The sequence below is a fragment of the Spirillospora sp. NPDC048824 genome, from assembly GCF_043198455.1.
In the GTDB taxonomy this organism is placed as follows: domain Bacteria; phylum Actinomycetota; class Actinomycetes; order Streptosporangiales; family Streptosporangiaceae; genus Spirillospora.
The window spans coordinates 227,671-244,305 of record NZ_JBICUS010000015.1; the positions used below are offsets into that span (position 1 = coordinate 227,671).

The 16,635-nt window shown below is 69.8% G+C and carries 12 protein-coding genes; 7 read left to right on the forward strand and 5 right to left on the reverse strand.

Translation table 11 applies throughout. The annotated features are described in order from the left end of the window. Positions 1-9: 9 nt before the first annotated feature. From ACGFIS_RS27915 to ACGFIS_RS27930, 4 genes are all read left to right on the forward strand, one after another. On the forward strand, positions 10-1,764 hold the full coding sequence (locus ACGFIS_RS27915) for an ABC transporter substrate-binding protein (protein WP_392904632.1): 1,755 nt from the start codon (positions 10-12) through the stop codon (positions 1,762-1,764). A gap of 105 nt (positions 1,765-1,869) precedes the next feature. Continuing rightward, positions 1,870-2,883, forward strand: coding sequence for an ABC transporter permease (locus ACGFIS_RS27920; protein WP_392904630.1), 1,014 nt, complete (start codon positions 1,870-1,872; stop codon positions 2,881-2,883). Next, positions 2,883-3,950, forward strand: a complete 1,068-nt coding sequence (locus tag ACGFIS_RS27925) for an ABC transporter ATP-binding protein (protein ID WP_392904627.1) — start codon at positions 2,883-2,885, stop codon at positions 3,948-3,950. Before ACGFIS_RS27920 ends, ACGFIS_RS27925 begins: the two co-directional genes overlap by 1 nt. A gap of 23 nt (positions 3,951-3,973) precedes the next feature. Continuing rightward, positions 3,974-5,098, forward strand: coding sequence for an ABC transporter ATP-binding protein (locus ACGFIS_RS27930; RefSeq protein WP_392904625.1), 1,125 nt, complete (start codon positions 3,974-3,976; stop codon positions 5,096-5,098). 138 nt (positions 5,099-5,236) lie between these two features. Here the strand turns inward: ACGFIS_RS27930 and ACGFIS_RS27935 are convergent, their stop codons facing one another. From ACGFIS_RS27935 to ACGFIS_RS27955, 5 genes are all read right to left on the reverse strand, one after another. Further along, positions 5,237-7,738, reverse strand: a complete 2,502-nt coding sequence (locus tag ACGFIS_RS27935) for an ABC transporter permease (protein WP_392973107.1) — start codon at positions 7,736-7,738, stop codon at positions 5,237-5,239. Beyond that, the gene (locus tag ACGFIS_RS27940; RefSeq protein WP_392904620.1) at positions 7,735-8,574 is read right to left on the reverse strand and encodes an ABC transporter ATP-binding protein; all 840 of its coding nucleotides are present in this window, start codon (positions 8,572-8,574) and stop codon (positions 7,735-7,737) included. Before ACGFIS_RS27940 ends, ACGFIS_RS27935 begins: the two co-directional genes overlap by 4 nt. A 326-nt stretch (positions 8,575-8,900) precedes the next feature. After that, positions 8,901-9,581 carry a response regulator gene (locus ACGFIS_RS27945; protein ID WP_392904617.1) on the reverse strand — a complete coding sequence of 227 codons (681 nt, stop codon included), beginning with the start codon at positions 9,579-9,581 and terminating at the stop codon, positions 8,901-8,903. A gap of 189 nt (positions 9,582-9,770) precedes the next feature. Further along, positions 9,771-10,994: a sensor histidine kinase gene (locus ACGFIS_RS27950; RefSeq protein WP_392904614.1), complete on the reverse strand. Its 1,224-nt coding sequence runs from the start codon at positions 10,992-10,994 to the stop codon at positions 9,771-9,773. A gap of 132 nt (positions 10,995-11,126) precedes the next feature. Further along, complete coding sequence (locus ACGFIS_RS27955; protein ID WP_392904611.1) at positions 11,127-12,095, reverse strand: RecB family exonuclease; 969 nt, start codon at positions 12,093-12,095, stop codon at positions 11,127-11,129. Between the two features lie 106 nt (positions 12,096-12,201). Between ACGFIS_RS27955 and ACGFIS_RS27960 the strand changes: the two genes are divergently transcribed. The 3 genes from ACGFIS_RS27960 (at position 12,202) to arc (ending at position 16,450) form a co-directional block, all read left to right on the forward strand. Next, positions 12,202-13,377, forward strand: a complete 1,176-nt coding sequence (locus tag ACGFIS_RS27960) for a site-2 protease family protein (protein WP_392904609.1) — start codon at positions 12,202-12,204, stop codon at positions 13,375-13,377. A gap of 75 nt (positions 13,378-13,452) precedes the next feature. Next, on the forward strand, positions 13,453-14,406 hold the full coding sequence (locus ACGFIS_RS27965) for a tRNA (adenine-N1)-methyltransferase (protein ID WP_392904606.1): 954 nt from the start codon (positions 13,453-13,455) through the stop codon (positions 14,404-14,406). A 280-nt stretch (positions 14,407-14,686) separates the two neighbouring features. Beyond that, positions 14,687-16,450: a proteasome ATPase gene (gene arc, locus ACGFIS_RS27970; protein WP_392904604.1), complete on the forward strand. Its 1,764-nt coding sequence runs from the start codon at positions 14,687-14,689 to the stop codon at positions 16,448-16,450. The last annotated feature ends 185 nt before the right edge of the window (positions 16,451-16,635 follow it).

Consider the following 16,635-nt stretch of genomic DNA (forward strand, 5'->3'; position numbering starts at 1 on the left):
ATGAACAAAATGAGACCAATCGCGGTCTTCGCGGCCGGTGTGGTCGCGGCCGCGGGGCTCGCCGCCTGTGGCGGCGGCGAGTCCGGCGACGGAGACGGCGGCGCCGGCTTCAATGCCGCCGTCAACGAGGTCGTCAACACGTCGGACAAGAAGGGCGGCACGCTCAAGCTCGCCAGCTCCGACGACTTCGACTCTCCCGACCCCGGCAACACCTACTACGCGTTCTCGCAGAACATCGCGCGTCAGTACGGCCGCGCGCTGACCACGTTCAAGCCCGGCGCCGGCAAGGAGAGCCTGGAGGTCATCCCGGACCTGGCGACCGACCTCGGGACGCCCAGCGACGGCGGCAAGACCTGGACGTACAAGCTGCGCACCGGCGTCAAGTACGACGACGGCACCACCGTCACGTCCAAGGACGTCAAGTACGCGGTCGAGCGCAGCAACTACACCGAGGAGCTGCAGCTCGGGCCGAAGTACTTCAAGCAGTACCTCGTCGACAACGACCCCGCGTACAAGGGGCCGTACGACGACAAGGGCGAGAAGGGCCTGGAGTCCATCGAGACGCCGGACGACCAGACCATCATCTTCCACCTGAACGAGCCGTTCGCCGAGTTCGACTACCTGGTCTCGATGTCGCAGACCATGCCCGTGCCGAAGGCCAAGGACACCGGCCTGAAGTACGAGAACTCGATCGTCTCCAGCGGCCCGTACAAGGTCGACAACTACACGCGCGGCAAGTCGATGACGATGTCGCGCAACACGCACTGGAACAAGAGCACGGACCCGATCCGCAAGGCGCTGCCCGACAAGATCGAGATCCAGCTCAAGCAGAACGCCGACGACATCGACCAGCGGCTGCTGGCCGGCACGCTCGACATGGACATCTCCGGCGTCGGCGTGCAGTCGGGAACCCAGCCGAAGGTGCTGGCCGCGGACCAGAAGCCGTACGTGGACAACCCGATCCAGGGCTTCCTGCGGTTCATGTCGCTGAACGTCCACGTCAAGCCGCTGGACAACGTCCACTGCCGCATCGCGGTGCAGTACGCGACCGACAAGGTCGCCGCTCAGACCGCCTACGGAGGCCCGCTGGCCGGCGGTGACGTCGCCACCACGGTGCTGCCGCCGACGGTCGACGGCTACACCAAGTTCGACCTGTACCCGCAGAAGCAGGCCGAGAACGGCGGCCTCGACGAGGCCACCATGGCCAAGGCGAAGCAGGAGCTGCAGGCCTGCGGCAAGCCGGACGGCTTCAAGACGAAGATCTCGGCCCGGTCCGACCGGCCGAAGGAAGTCGCGATGGCCCAGGCGATCCAGCAGAGCCTGAAGAAGGTCGGCATCGAGACCGAGATCGTCCAGTGGCCCGCCGGTGACTACTTCAACAAGTACGTCGGCGTGCCGGACTACGTGCACGAGCACGGCGTCGGCATGATGATCATGGCGTGGGCGGCGGACTGGCCCACCGGCTACGGCTTCCTCGCGCAGATCGTGCACGGCGACGCCATCAAGCCGTCCGGCGGCACCAACCTCGCCGAACTGGACGACCCGAAGATCAACGATGCGCTGGACGGCGCCATCGCCAACACCGACAAGGCGGCCCGCCTGAAGATCTATGGCGAGGTCGACAAGATGGTCATGCAGTCGGCGACGCAGGTTCCGCTCGTGTACGCCAAGGCGCTGATGTACCGGCCGGAGCGCGTCACCAACGCCGGGATCACCCTCTCCTACGGCGGCATGTACGACTACCTCAACATGGGCGTGGAGTAAGGGTTCCACTCGTCCATGCGTCCCTCTGAAGGCAGGTGAAGGCGACGCCCGCCGGCCGTGCCCGGACCTACAGGTCCGGCCGGCCGGCGGGTGGGGCCGCGTAATGTGTTCCCATACATCATCAGGCGCCTGATCGGTGCCTTCGTCATGTTGCTGCTGGTCAGCCTGGTGACCTTCGGTATCTTCTTCTGGCTGCCGAAGCTCGCGGGACAGACGACCGACCAGCTCGCCGCCTCGTACGTCGGCAAAGCGCCGAGCCAGGAGGCCATTGAGGACACCAAGGAGCGTCTCGGCCTCGACGACCCGGTCGTCGTGCAGTACGGGAACTACCTCAAGGCCATCGTGGTCGGCAAGGACTACAAGGCCGGCCCGGTCACCGACCACTGCCCGGCGCCGTGCCTCGGCTACTCGTTCCGCAGCAGCCAGCCGGTGCTGCAGACGCTGATGGACCGCGCCCCCGCGACCGCGTCGCTCGCCATCGGAGCCGCGATCATCTGGCTGGCGGGCGGCATCACCACGGGCGTCATCTCAGCCCTCAAGAGAGGGACTCTCTGGGACAGAACCGCGATGATCATCGCGTTGAGCGGTGTGTCGCTGCCCATCTACTTCACCGGGCTGGTGTCACTCGCGCTGTTCTCCTACACTTTCAAGATCTTTCCGGGCGGCGGAAGCTACAACCCATTCACCGAGAATCCCGTGACGTGGTTCCAGTCGCTGGTGCTGCCCTGGGTCACCCTGGCGTTCCTGTACGCCGCGATGTACGCGCGGCTCACCAGAGCGGGCATGCTGGAGACGATGAACGAGGACTACATCCGCACCGCCCGCGCCAAGGGGCTGCCGGAGAAGACCGTCGTCACCAAGCACGCGCTGCGCGCGTCGCTGACGCCGCTCCTGACGATCTTCGGCCTCGACCTCGGTCTTCTGCTGGGCGGCGCCGTGCTGACCGAGAACACCTTCGGCATCCCCGGGCTGGGCCAGCTCGCGATCGGCTCGATCCGCAGCGGCGACCTGCCCATGGTGCTGGGGGTCACGCTGATCACCGCCACCTCCATCGTGGTGATCAACCTGATCGTCGACCTTCTGTACGCCATCGTCGACCCGAGAGTGAGGCTGGGCTGATGACCGGCACCGCGCCGGCCGCGAAGACCGCGGACGAGGGCGAGGCTCCCACGGCGTTCCTCGAGGTCCGCGACCTGAAGATCCACTTCCCGACCGACGACGGCCTGGTCAAGTCCGTCGACGGGCTGTCGTTCCAGCTGGAACGCGGCCGCACGCTGGGGATCGTGGGGGAGTCGGGCTCGGGCAAGAGCGTCACGAGCCTCGGCATCCTCGGCCTGCACAACAAGCGCAACGCCAGCGTGTCCGGCGAGATCTGGCTGGACGGCAAGGAGATCGTCGGCGCCTCGCAGAGCGAGGTCCGCCGCCTCCGCGGCCGCAACATGGCGATGATCTTCCAGGATCCGCTGTCGTCGATGCACCCCTTCTACACGATCGGCAAGCAGATCGTGGAGGCCTACCGGGTGCACAACGACGTGTCCAAGCAGGTCGCGCGCAAGCACGCCATCGACATGCTGGGCAAGGTCGGCATCCCCAGGCCGGACAAGCGGGTCGACGACTACCCGCACCAGTTCTCCGGCGGCATGCGGCAGCGCGCGATGATCGCGATGGCGCTGTCGTGCGACCCGGAGCTGCTGATCGCCGACGAGCCGACGACGGCGCTGGACGTGACCGTCCAGGCGCAGATCCTGGACCTGATCCGGGACCTGCAGCAGGAGTTCAACTCCGCCGTCATCATGATCACCCACGATCTCGGGGTGGTCGCGGAACTCGCCGACGACATCCTGGTGATGTACGCCGGCCGCTCGGTCGAGCAGGCGTCGGTGGACGACACCTTCCACCGGCCGCTGCACCCCTACACGTGGGGGCTGCTCGGCTCGATGCCCCGGCTGGACCGCGAGCGGTCCGAGCGGCTCATGCCGATCACCGGGACGCCGCCGAGCCTGATCAACGTCCCGTCCGGGTGCGCGTTCCATCCGCGCTGCCCCTACCGGGACCTGAACGACGGCAAGAGCGAGACCGTACGGCCCGAGCTGGTCGAGGTCGAGCCGGGCCACAAGGCGGCGTGCCATCTCCCGCTGGGCAAGCGGCGGGAGATCTGGAACGACGAGATCCGGCCGAAGCTGTGACGAGCACGGGTGGTAACGAGACTGTGAGCACATCGAAGACCCCGGCGGCCGAGCCCCGTTCGCGTGAGAACGGCGAGGTGCTGCTGGAGGTGGACAATCTCGGCAAGCACTTCCCCGTCACCGCGGGGCTGCTGCGCCGGCAGGTGGCGGCGGTCAAGGCCGTCGACGGCGTGTCGTTCTCGGTCCGCAAGGGCGACACGCTCGGGCTGGTGGGGGAGTCGGGCTGCGGCAAGTCCACCACCGGCCGGATGATCATGCGGCTGCTGGACCCGAGCTTCGGGAAGATCACCTTCGAGGGCGAGGACATCACGAAGATGTCCCAGGGCCGCCTCCGGCCGCTCCGCCGCGACCTCCAGATGATCTTCCAGGACCCGTACTCGTCGCTGAACCCGCGCAAGACGGTCGGCGCGATCGTCGGGGCCCCGTTCCGGCTGCAGAACATCGAGGCCAAGCAGGGCGTCAAGAAGGCCGTCCAGGACATCCTGGAGCTGGTCGGGCTGAACCCCGAGCACTACAACCGCTACCCGCACGAGTTCTCCGGCGGGCAGCGGCAGCGCATCGGGATCGCCCGCACCCTCGCCCTCAAACCGAAGCTGATCATCGCGGACGAGCCGGTGTCGGCGCTGGACGTGTCGGTGCAGGCGCAGGTCGTGAACCTGCTTGAGGACCTGCAGGACGAGCTCGACCTCACCTACGTGGTCATCGCGCACGACCTGTCGGTGGTGCGGCACATCTCCGACCGCGTCGCCGTCATGTACCTCGGCAAGATCGTCGAGGTGGCGGACCGGGCGGACGTGTACCAGCGGCCTATGCACCCCTACACCAACGCGCTGCTGTCGGCCGTGCCGATCCCGGACCCGAGCGAACGCGAGAACCGCAAGCGGATCCGGCTGCAGGGCGACGTGCCGAGCCCGCTGGACCCGCCGCCGGCGTGCCGCTTCCACACCCGCTGCTGGAAGGCGCAGGACATCTGCAAGCAGGTCGAGCCGCCGCTGGTGGAGCTCAGCCCGGGCCACCAGGCCGCCTGCCACTTCCCGGAGAACACCACCGTCAGCGCGACCGACGCGGTCGCCAAGGCCGCGGTGACGCTCGGCAAGGCCCCGTCCGACGACGCCGAGCCCGAGCCCGGCGCCGAACCCGCGGAGTAGGGCGCCCGCCGGACCTTCCCCCCGGCGCGCCTCCCGCACCGGAAAGACCCGGCCCCCTCACCCGAGGGGACCGGGTCTTTGCGTGCCCGCACCGGGCCGCCGCACCGCGCCGCCGGGGTTCCGGCGGCGCGGCGGGCGTCACTCGGTGGAGATCGCCTTCAGGACGTCCATGCGCCCGGCCCGCCACGCCGGCCACAGCGCCGCCAGCACACCGATCACCGCGGCCACCACCAGGTAGACGACGAGCGTCCCGTACGGGATGGCGAGGACCCCGAGACCGTCATCGGCGAGGGCGTTCTGCAGCGCCGCGCCGAACGCGACCCCGATGCCCATGCCGAGCACCGCCCCGAACAACGCGATCATGATGGACTCCAGGCGGATCATGCGGCGCAGCTGCCGCCGGGAGATCCCGATCGCGCGCAGCAGCCCGATCTCCCGGGTCCGCTCGATCACCGACAGCGCCAAAGTGTTGATCACCCCGACGGCCGCGATGATGACCGACATGATCAGCAGGATCGTCAGGAACGTCACGAACCCGTCGACCTGGGCGCGGGCGTCCTCCTTCAGCGACGCCTGGTCGGCGACCTCCAGGTTCGGGTAGCCCGCCAGCGCCGACTCCAGCGCCGTCCGCGTCGCCGCGTCCGCCTCGGCCGTGTCGACCACCATGATGGACACGGCCGGCTTCACCGTGTGCTTCAGGTGCGCCTGCGGCGACAGCAGCCGCGGCCCGATCAGGTCGCTCTTGGCGTACACGCCGGACAGCGTGAGCCGCTCGGTCTTCCCGTCGGGGAACTGGGCGGGCACCACCGTCCCGACCTTCCACCCGCGGTCCTTCGCGGTGTCCTCGTCCACCATGATCGCGGACGGGCCGGTCGCGGCGCCGCCCGACACGATCTTCAGCCGGGCTGCGCCGGTGAGGACCCGCGCGTCGCCCGCGACGTAGAACACCTCCTTGCCGTCGATCTTGACCTCGCCGTCGTAGGTGGGCGACGCGGTCACCACCCCGGCGACGCTCTCGATCTTCTGCCGCGCCTCGGCGTTCACGCCGCCCGCGCCCTGCGACTGCACCAGGTAGTCCGCGCCGAACTGCGCGTCCACCTGCTCGTCGATCGACGCCCGCATCGTCGCGCCCAGCACGTTCACCGTGGTGATCAGCGCCAGGCCGATCATCAGCGCCGCCGCGGTCGCGGCGGTCCGGCGCGGGTTGCGCAGCGCGTTCTGCCGCGCCAGCCGCCCCGGCGACCCCATCAGCCGCGCCGCCGGCGCCCCCAGCACCCGCAGCACCGGGACGCTGATCACCGGGGCGAGCATCGCGACACCGATGAACACCGCGAACGCGCCCGCGCCGACGGGGATCGCCGGGTTCCCGCCGCCGCCCGCGAGACCGAGGCCGATCAGCCCCGCGCCCACGGCCGTCAGCAGCGAACCGAGCGCGATCCGGATCCGCATCGACCGCTGCGGCAGCGCCACGTCGTCGCGCATCGCCGCCACCGGCGGGATCTTCGCGGCGCGCCGCGCCGGGAAGTACGCCGACACGACCGTCACCACGATCCCGACCACGTACGACCAGATCACCGGCGTCGCGGTGAACGTCAGGCCGCCCTCCCCGGCGTCGCCCATCTGCGTCTGCAGCAGCGACGCCAGGCCCGCCCCGGCCGCCAGCCCGAGCGTGGACCCGACGATCCCGACCGCGACGGCCTCACCGATCACCGCCCGCGTCACCTGCGCGCGGGCCGCGCCGATCGCGCGCAGCAGCGCCAGCTCACGGGTCCGCTGCGCCACCAGCATCGAGAACGTGTTGAAGATGATGAACGCCCCGACGAAGATCGAGATCAGCGCGAACGCGAGCAGGAACGTCCGGAAGAAGCCCATCATCTGCGCGACGTCGCTCTGCGCCTCCTCGCGCAGCTCCGTCCCCGTGATCGCCTCCAGGTTCTGCGGCAGGACCTTCGCGACGCGGTCGCGCAGCTCCCCCTCCGACGGCCCCGCCGAACCCATCTCGATGTCGCTGAAGTAGCCGGGCTTCAGCAGCAGCCTCTGCGCCGTCGGGGTGTCGAACGCGGTGATGGTCGTCCCCATCATGTTCCCGGTGTCGGCCAGCCCGACGATCTTCATCCGCTGCGGCGGCCCGGCCGTGATGACCTGGGTGGTGTCGCCGACGGCCAGCCCGGCGCTGTCGGCGGTCGCCTCGTCGACGACGATCTCGGCCGGTCCCCGCGGCGCGCGGCCGGACGTGAGCTCGAAGAACCCGCTGCTCGTCCAGTTCACGCCGAGCTGCGGCGGGCCGTTCTGCGGCGTCCCGACGATCTCGCCGTCCTTGCCGACGACCGCCGCGTACCCGGTGACGTTCCCGATCGGGTCCTTGACCCCGTCCACGCCCTTGACGGTCTCCAGCACCGACGCCGGCACCGGCTGCGCCGACATTCCGTCGTCGTTGCCGCCCACGACCTTCTTCGCCCGCACGTCGACGGCGATGTCCTCGCTGATGCTGCTGAACACCTCGTCGAAACGCTTGTTCATGCTGTCGGTGAAGATCAGCGTCCCGGCCACGAACGCCACGCCGAGGATCACCGCGACGGCCGTCAGCACCAGCCTGATCTTGTGCGCCGCGAGGTTGCGGAGCGTGACCTTGCCCATCATCGCGCCGCGACCCCCGGCCCCTGCGCGTCGGCGCCGGCCGGCCGCGCGTCCGCCGCGCCGCCGGACTCGAAGCCCTTCATCCGCTCCAGCACCCGCTCGGCCGTCGGGCCCGCCATCGTGTCGACGATCTGCCCGTCGGTCAGGAACAGCACCTGGTCGGCGTACGCCGCCGCCGTCGGGTCATGCGTCACCATCACGATCGTCTGGCCCATCCGCCGCACCGAGTCCCTCAGGAACCCCAGCACCTCCGCGCCGGACCGCGAGTCCAGGTTCCCCGTCGGCTCGTCCGCGAAGATGATCTCCGGGCGGGCCGCCAGCGCGCGGGCGCACGCCACCCGCTGCTGCTGCCCGCCCGACAGTTCCGACGGGCGGTGCTTCAGCCGCGGCCGCAGCCCCACCGTGTCGATCACCGTGTCCAGCCACTCCCGGTCGTGTTTGCGTCCCGCGATGTCCATCGGCAGCGTGATGTTCTCCAGCGCCGTCAGCGTCGGCACCAGGTTGAACGCCTGGAAGATGAAACCGACCTTGTCGCGGCGCAGCCGGGTGAGCTGCTTGTCCTTCAGCCGGGTCAGCTCGGTGTCACCGATGAACACCTCCCCGGAGTCCACCGAGTCCAGCCCCGCCATGCAGTGCATGAGGGTCGACTTCCCGGACCCGGACGGACCCATGATCGCCGTGAACCGGCCGCGGGGAATGCCGACCGTGACCCCGTCGAGCGCGACGACCTGGGCGTCGCCGCGCCCGTACACCTTCGCGATCTGACTGGTCCGTGCGGCGAAGTCGCCCGCCCCGGGCGCGGTCTGCGCGCCGGCGGTCGATGGGGCGGTGTTCGTCACGTGAAACTCCCGGAATGTAAGTGAATGCGAGCAGAACATGTCCGGATCACGCGATGCCCCCGGGCGATCCGACGTACAAAACAGTAGAAGCCCAGCGGCCTTCCGACATGCACCCCAGGAACGGACTTGCCCGTCCCCCCAGGGCAGGAGGCGCCACCCTCCGGTCGTCCTACCGGAGTAGACGCCTCCTCCTCGAAGACGGGGTCACCTCAGGGTCCGACCCTGACACCGCACGCACCCGCGCAGCCGCGGCCAGCGCGAACACCCCACCGGCCCCCGGACGCACCCACCGGGCCGCTCACCCGCGGCGACGCGCCGGCACCGGGTCAGCTCTGCCCCGGCCGGCTCATCCCCGTCTCGTACGCGTACACGACCGCCTGCACCCGGTCCCGCAGCCCCAGCTTCGCCAGGACGTTCCCCACGTGCGTCTTCACCGTCGTCTCGCTGACCACCAGCTCCGCCGCGATCTCCGCGTTCGACTGGCCCCGCGCCACATGCGACAGCACCTCACGCTCACGCTCGGTCAGCGTGTCCAGCCCCGGCGGCGGCGACTGGTCCCGCACCGCCGGCAGCCGCGACGCGAACCGGTCCAGCAGCCGCCGCGTCACGCTCGGCGCCACGATCGCGTCGCCCGCCGCCACGATCCGGATCGCCGTCACCAGATCCTCGGGCGGCGAGTCCTTCAGCAGGAACCCGCTCGCCCCCGCCCGCACCGCCTCGATCACGTACTCGTCCAGATCGAACGTCGTCAGGATCAGCACCTTCGGATCGTGTGACGCCGCACCGTCCCGGACGATCCGCCGGGTCGCCTCGATCCCGTCCACCCCCGGCATCCGGATGTCCATCAGCACCACGTCCGGCAGCAGCGACCGCGTCAGCTCCACCGCCACCGCGCCGTCCCCGGCCTCACCCACCACCGCGATGTCGGTCTCGGCCTCCAGGATGAGCCGGAACCCCGTCCGCAGAAGCGGCTGATCATCGACGAGGAGCACCCGCACCGCGCTCATCGCCGCGCCCCGCCCGCCCGGCGTTCCCGACGCTTCATCGTCCCGCTCCTCGCCTCACGACGCTCCGCCCGAACCACGGCGATCACGCCCAACCTACGGTGATTCCGCCCAACCTACGGTGATCCCGCCCAACCTACGGCGATCCGCCGGACCACGGCGATCCCGCCCAACCTACGGCCTGCCGCGGCCTCACGCCTCCAGCGGGAACCGCGCCCGCACACCGAACCCGCCGCCGACCCGCGGCCCGATCCTCAACTCGCCACCGTACAGCGCCACCCGCTCGTACATCCCGACCAGGCCATGCCCCGGATTGTCGTCGTTGTCCGCCATGAACGTCGCCGTGCCACGCCCGTCGTCCTCGATCTCCACCGTCAGATCACGATCCCCGTAGTACAGCCGCACCCACGCCCGCGCCTGCGGCCCCGCATGCTTCAGCGTGTTCGTCAGCGCCTCCTGGATCAACCGGAACGCCGCCACGTCCACCCCCGGCGACGGCGACCGCGCCTCACCCTCGATCCACAGCTGCACCGACAGACCCGTCTCCCGCACATGATCCAGCAGCTCCGCGAGATCACCCAGACCCGGCTGCGGCGCCAGCTCCCGCCCCGCCTGCTCGGCGTCCCGGTCCGTCCGCAGCACCCCCACGATCCGCCGCATCTCGCTCAGCGCCGTCCGCCCGACCTCCTCGATCGTCGACATCGCCTCCCGCGCGCTGCCCGCGTCCCGGTCGATGATCCGCCGCGCCGCCCCCGCCTGCACCGTCATCACGCTCACATGATGCGCCACCACATCATGCAGCTCCCGCGCGATCCGCGACCGCTCCTCGATCCGCGCCGCCCGCGCGTCGGTGCCCCGCGCCCGCTCCAGCCGCGCCGCCCGGTCCTCCAGCTCCGCGAAATACGCCCGCCGCAGCCGCAGGTTCCGGCCCAGTACCCACACCCCCACCACCAGCGCACAGTCCGTCACCACCACCGGCAGCGACGACGACACCGGCAGCAGCATCAAATACACCAGGAAATAGACGAACCCCGCCAGCCCGCCCAGCGCGCTCTGCGCCAGACCCCGATGCGCCGCCACGCTGTACACCGCGATCAGGAACGCCACCACGTCCGGCACCGACGGCGGATACCCCGCCACCGCCATCACCAGCTCGCCCCCGATGATAAACGCCAGCACCTGCAGCGGATGACGCCGCCGCCACGTCAGCGACATCGTCACCGCCGCGACCAGCAGCCCGCTCCACACATCCGGATCCCGGAACTGCTCGTAATCCGCACCCTTCGGCAGCTCCTCCAGGAACAGCTGCGGCAGCCCCACCAGCAGCAGACCCAACGCGAGCAACGCGTCGGCCGCCTGAGGACGCACCTTCAACCAGGCGCGGCAGGCACGAAGACCACGGATGCGGGGTGACACGCTTTCACCCTAGGAGCTCACACCAGGCCTCGGCCCCTCCTGAACGCGGATCCGCAGTCCTCCCCAAGGATGACGCACCCGCCCTCACCCTTCACCTGACCTCCCCGCGCACGGCCCAACGTCACCGCACCACTACAGATCGTCACGCTCCCGGGCGGCACCGCCCGGCGCCGCCGCACCCTCCAGATCCGCGGGAGACGGCCGGGACACCGGCACCACCGGCAACGGCGGGGGAGTACCCCCGAACTCCGGGCACCGCTCCTTGTGATCACACCAGTCGCACAGCCGCCCCGCCCGCGGCCGCCACTCCCCGGTGTCCATCGCCCGCCGGATCGCCAGCCACAGCGCCTCCACCTTCCGCTGCGTCGCCCGCAGATCCGCCTCATCAGGCTCGTACCGCAGAACCTCGCCGTTACCCAGATACATCAGCTGCAGCAGCCGCGGAACCCGCCCCCGCAACCGCCACAGCACCAGCGCGTAGAACTTCATCTGGAACAACGCCCGCGCCTCGAAATCCGCACGCGGCGCCGTCCCCGTCTTGTAGTCCACGATCCGCACGTCACCGCCCGGCGCCACATCCACCCGGTCGATGTACCCCCGCAGCTTCAACCCCGAATCCAGCACCGTCTCCACGAACAGCTCACGCTCCGCCGGCTCCAGCCGCCGGGGATCCTCCAGCGTGAAATACCGCTCCACCATCCGCCGCGCCTGACCCAGCCACGCCGACCGCTCCGCGTCCCCCGCATCGCCCTCCGCGAACAACTCCGCCAGCTCCGGCTCCTCCACCAGCAGCCGCTCCCACTCCGGCCCCAGCAGCTCCACCGCCGCCTCTGCCGTCCGCCCGCCCCGCGGAAGATCGAACAACCGCTCCAGCACCGCATGCACCAGCGTCCCCCGCGCCGCCGCCGCACTCGGCCGCTCCGGCAACCGGTCGATCACCCGGAACCGGTACAGCAGCGGACACGTCATGAAATCGCCCGCCCGCGACGGCGACAACGACCCCACCACCGCCACACCCGCCCCGCCGCCGGCGCCCCCGTCCCCGGCACCGCCGCCCCCGGACGGAACGGACGAAGAACTACCCGCCTCGGTCGTCGTCATGGCACAGCACACTAGGCGACACCCCCGACGAAAATCCGCATCGGCCGCACCACGACCCGCCACACCACCGGCCGATCCGCCCAACCGGGGCCGTAGCATCGGTCACGTGACACACAGCGCGCCCCCGACCGAGGGAAAGACGCCCGCCGGAGACCCCGGGCCCGAAAACGGCCGCACGGCACGCCCCGGCCTCCTCATGGGCCGCCCCTTCGGCATCCCCGTCTACGTCTCACCCAGCTGGTTCCTCGTCGCCGCGCTCATCACCGTCATGTTCGAAGGACAAGTCCACGACGTCGTCGAACGCCCCCTCAGCTACCTCGTCGCCTTCGCCTACGCCGTCCTCCTCTACGGCTCCGTCTTCATCCACGAACTCAGCCACGCCGTCACCGCCCGCGCCTTCCGCCTCCCCGTCCGCTCCGTCACCCTCCACGTCCTCGGCGGCGAAACCGCCATCGAACGCGAAGCCCCCACCCCCGGCCGCGAATTCCTCATCGCCTTCGCCGGCCCCCTCGTCAACCTCGTCCTCGCCGGACTCGGCCTCCTCACCCACGCCCTCATCCCCCTCCCCGACGTCGCCCTCCTCCTCGTCGACGCCCTCACCTTCGCCAACCTCCTCGTCGGCGTCTTCAACCTCCTGCCCGGCCTTCCCCTCGACGGCGGACGCCTCGTCCGCGCCGCCGTCTGGAAAGCCACCGGACACAGCCGCAGCGGCGCCATCATCGCCGGCTGGGTCGGCCGCGCCGTCGCCATCGCCTGCCTCGTCGCCGGCGCCTACCTCGCCACCTACGGAACCGGAACCGGCATCGGCTGGCTCGCCCTCCTCTGGTCCGCCCTCGTCGCCTCCTTCATCTGGGTCGGCGCCACCCAGGCCATCCGCGCCGAACACGTCCGCGACCGCATCCCCCTCCTCGCCGCCCGCCGCCTCGCCCGCCGCGCCACCCTCGTCACCGCCGACACCCCCCTCGCCGAAGCAATCCGCCGCGCCCACCACGACCACGCCGGCGCCATCGTCATCGCCGACCACGACGGACGCCCCCTCGGCCTCGTCAACGAGAAGGCCGTCACCGCCACCCCCGAACACCGCCGCCCCTGGATCACCGCCGGCGACCTCTCCCGCGGCATCGACGACGACCTCACCCTCCCCGCCGACATCACGGGCGAAGACCTCATCGAAGCCCTCCGCCGCGCCCCCGCCTCCGAATACCTCCTCATCGAACCCGGCGGCCGCGTCTACGGCGTCCTCGCCGCCACCGACGTCGACCAGGCCTTCACCGGCATCTGAAGCACCCCCCCGCCCCACCCGCCCGACCAGGGCAGCCGTCAGCCGCGCCCCCACGCGCCGCTAGCCTTGACCCCCATGAGCGAACCCCAGCCGAACGGCCCCGCACCCACCCCCGGCCGCATCCCCCACGGCCCGTTCCGGCCCGGAGACCAGGTTCAGCTCACCGACACCAAAGGCCGCATCAACACCATCACCCTCCAACCCGGCAAGCAGTACCACTCCCACAAAGGCTCCGTCCCCCACGACGACATCATCGGCAGCCCCGAAGGCACCGTCTACCGCACCACCGGCGGAACCGAATACCTCGCCTTCCGCCCCCTCCTCACCGACTTCACCCTCCGCATGCCCCGCGGCGCCGCCGTCGTCTACCCCAAAGACGCCGCCCAGATCATCGCCACCGCCGACATCTTCCCCGGCGCCCGCGTCGTCGAGGCCGGCGCCGGATCCGGCGCCCTCAGCTGCTTCCTCCTCCGCGCCGTCGGTGAACACGGCCTCCTGTCCTCCTACGAGCGCCGCACCGACTTCGCCGACATCGCCCGCACCAACGTCGAGAAATTCTTCGGCGCCCCCCACCCCGCCTGGCGCCTCACCGTCGGCTCCCTCGAACACGCCCTCGCCGAAACCGAGATCGACCGCGTCGTCCTCGACATGCTCGCCCCCTGGGAATGCCTCGACACCGCCGCCAAGGCCCTCATCCCCGGCGGCATCCTCTGCGCCTACATCGCCACCACCACCCAGATGTCCCGCATCGTCGAAGACCTCCGCGCCCACGGCAACTTCGCCGAACCCCACGCCTCCGAAACCATGCTCCGCACCTGGCACGTCGACGGCCTCGCCGTCCGCCCCGACCACCGCATGATCGGCCACACCGGCTTCCTCGTCACCGCCCGCCGCCTCGCCGACGGCGTCACCCCGCCCACCCGCCGCCGCCGACCCGCCAAAGGCGCCCACGCCGCACCCGCCGGCACCGCACCCGCCGGCACCGCCCCCGGCGACACCGCCACGCCCGGCCACCCCACCGAGGCATAGATCACACCCCGGCGCGCCCCGCACCGCCCCGACACACCCGTGTCCCACCCCACACATCCACCGAACTCGGCAAACCCCCCGCCACGACACGCCCGAACCCACGAACCCCCAGGTCCAAGCCCCGTAACCCCACACCCCATACCGCCCCCGCAGCACCCCTCCCAACCCTCCCCGAACACCCCCGCACGACACGAACACCGAATGGGCAGGTTACGGAAGCCCTCCAGATAGGTAGGGTCTCAGTAGGTCGTCGGCTCTCTTCGTGAGGAGGTGACGGGGCGTGGCCGCTCGTGACGATGCTGGGGCGCGCAAGGCGCAGCACGAAAAGGAGGTCAGGGACCTTCAAACGCAGATCTCCTTCCTGGAGGAGGAGATCTCCGTGCTGCGCCGGAAGCTCGCGGAATCCCCGCGCCAAGTACGTGTGCTGGAAGAACGCCTCCATGAGGCACAAGCCAACCTGGCCGCCGTAACCGGTCAGAACGAGCGTCTCGTAGCGACCCTCAAAGAGGCTCGCGAACAGATCGTGGCGCTCAAGGAGGAGGTCGACAGGCTCGCACAACCACCATCCGGATTCGGAGTCTTCCTCGAAGCCCGCGACGACGGAACCATCGACATCTTCACCGGGGGACGCAAACTCCGCGTCAACGTCAGCCCCGCCGTGGACGTCGATGACCTCCAGCGCGGCCAGGAGGTCATGCTCAACGAGGCCCTCAACGTCGTCGAAGCACTCAAGTTCGAAGAGCAAGGCGAAGTCGTCATGCTCAAGGAACTCTTCGACGACGGCGAACGCGCCCTCGTCATCGCGCACGCCGACGAGGAACGCGTCGTCAAACTCGCCGAACCCCTACGCGGAGTACCCCTCCGGGCCGGCGACTCCCTCATGCTCGAACCCCGATCCGGATACGCCTACGAGAAGATCCACAAGGCCGAGGTCGAAGAACTCGTCCTCGAAGAGGTCCCGGACATCTCCTACAACGAGATCGGCGGCCTCGGCTCACAGATCGAAATGATCCGCGACGCCGTGGAACTTCCCTACCTGCACGCCGACCTCTTCCGCGAACACCAGCTCAGGCCACCCAAGGGCGTCCTGCTCTACGGACCCCCCGGATGCGGAAAAACGCTCATCGCCAAGGCGGTCGCCAACTCCCTCGCCAAACAGGTCGCCGAGAAGACCGGGCAGGAAGGCAAGAGCTTCTTCCTCAACATCAAGGGCCCCGAGCTCCTCAACAAATACGTAGGCGAAACCGAACGGCACATCCGCCTGGTCTTCCAGCGCGCCCGCGAAAAGGCATCCGCCGGAACACCCGTCATCGTCTTCTTCGACGAAATGGACTCCATCTTCCGCACCCGCGGATCCGGAGTCTCCTCCGACGTCGAGAACACCATCGTCCCGCAGCTCCTCAGCGAGATCGACGGCGTCGAAGGCCTGGAGAACGTCATCGTCATCGGCGCCTCCAACCGCGAAGACATGATCGACCCGGCGATCCTGCGCCCCGGCCGCCTCGACGTCAAAATCAAGATCGAACGCCCGGACGCCGAAGCCGCCAAGGACATCTTCTCCAAGTACATCCTCACCGGCCTCCCACTCCACCCCGACGACCTCAAGGAACACGGCAGCTCCGAGGACGCCACCGTCGAGGCCATGATCCAGCGCACCGTCGAACGCATGTACACCGAAACCGAGGAGAACCGCTTCCTGGAGGTCACCTACGCCAACGGTGACAAGGAAGTCCTCTACTTCAAGGACTTCAACTCCGGAGCAATGATCCAGAACATCGTCGACCGCGCCAAGAAAATGGCCATCAAACAATTCCTCGACACCGGCCAGAAAGGCCTGCGAGTCAACCACCTCCTCGCCGCCTGCGTCGACGAGTTCAGCGAGAACGAAGACCTCCCCAACACCACCAACCCCGACGACTGGGCCCGCATCTCCGGCAAGAAGGGCGAACGGATCGTCTACATCCGCACCCTCGTCTCCGGCACCAAGGGCTCCGAAGCCGGCCGATCCATCGACACCGTCGCCAACACCGGCCAGTACCTGTAACACGACCCACACCTTGACACCGGCGCGGGGGGGCCCCCCCCCCCCCCCCGCCGCCCCCCCCCGCCCCCCCCCCCCCCCCCCCCCCCCCCCCCCCCCCCGCGCCCCCCCCCCCCCCCCCCCCCCCCCCCCCCCACGACCGGGTGGCGTGGGTTCGCCCACTTTCTCCAGGCCGGACGGGCCCGCGG